Origin of the sequence: Herbiconiux daphne, assembly GCF_024979295.1 — a bacterium.
Taxonomy (GTDB): Bacteria; Actinomycetota; Actinomycetes; order Actinomycetales; family Microbacteriaceae; genus Herbiconiux; species Herbiconiux daphnes.
Genome location: NZ_JANLCJ010000145.1, coordinates 1 through 1072, shown reverse-complemented (window position 1 = coordinate 1072; position 1072 = coordinate 1). Strand labels below are relative to the sequence as shown.

Sequence of the window (1072 nt, the reverse complement as noted above, 5' to 3'; positions counted from 1 at the left end):
TTGGCCCCCGACTTGGTAAAATCACAGGTTTTAGTGTGAATCTTCGTAAGCAAATTTTGTGTCACGTTCATTGGTTGGAAGGTGCCCCACCTATCCGATTAAAACCAGAGTTTGTTAAGAGTCGTCTGCCAAAAAAGTTTTGGATGGTAGCGCCTCAAAACAATCAAGCACAGTACAGCCAGCAACAATCGCTGGAGTACCGCCGGGCTGGTTTGAACGCACCTACCAAGAAATGTACAACGAAATCCGAAGCCGACGGGGAGCTAGCTCGGCTAACCAAGGATTATCCTCATTTAGAGTGGGTTATTTTGGAAGTGACTGGGACGACTTTTAATAAGGAAGTGTACCCAGTTTAAGGATTGTTATCTGACACGGAAAAGGAATAATGTCAAAGAAATATGGCAATAAGGAAATCACAGGCGAGAGCGCATGCCCATCTTGCCGTGCTTCTGGTGGCGACCGAACCGGTAACCATCTACAACACTGGAAGAATACAGAAACTCAAGAAGAGTGGGTTTACTGTAATCGGTGTGGGCATTATGAGGCCATAACGGAAGCCAACAGAGCAGATTTGGAATCTGTACGTCAAGTCCACCGTGAGTTGACTCCAGAAGAGCGTGAAGCAATTCTTGCAGAAGCTCGTGAACTTCCAATCATGGCTCTGACTTCTCGTGGTATCCGTAAGGATGTTGCAGAACGTTATGGAGTGCGTGTTGGTCTCTCGCAAACTAATCGTGAGCCAATCAGTCACTTCTATCCTAAAACGAAAGAAGGTCAGGTTGTTGCTTATAAGGTTAGAAACTTAAACCCTAAATATTTTTATGCAATTGGCTCTGGTTCAGGCTGTGATTTATTTGGCATTGAACAGGCAAGATTGGGTGATGTTTGGGGTGGAAAGTTGTTCATCTTTGAGGATGAACTATCAGCTATGTCTGGTTATCAGGTATTAGTTGATAGCTCCAAATCTACCTATAAACCAGCTTGTGTGGCACTACCCGACGGTGCTGGTTGTGCTGCGAGTGCCTTAGCTCGTAATCAGAAGTTTGTTTCATCTTTCGCTGAGATTGTTATC

The 1072-nt window shown here is 44.9% G+C and carries 2 protein-coding genes; both read left to right on the top strand.

Annotated features, from left to right (window positions below; translation table 11 throughout):
* A partial coding sequence (locus N1032_RS23670; RefSeq protein ID WP_259542825.1) for a hypothetical protein occupies positions 1-356 on the top strand: 356 nt, incomplete at its 5' end.
* 29 nt (positions 357-385) lie between these two features.
* Positions 386-1072, top strand: a 687-nt coding sequence (locus N1032_RS23665; RefSeq protein ID WP_259542824.1) for a hypothetical protein, incomplete at its 3' end; no start/stop codon positions are given.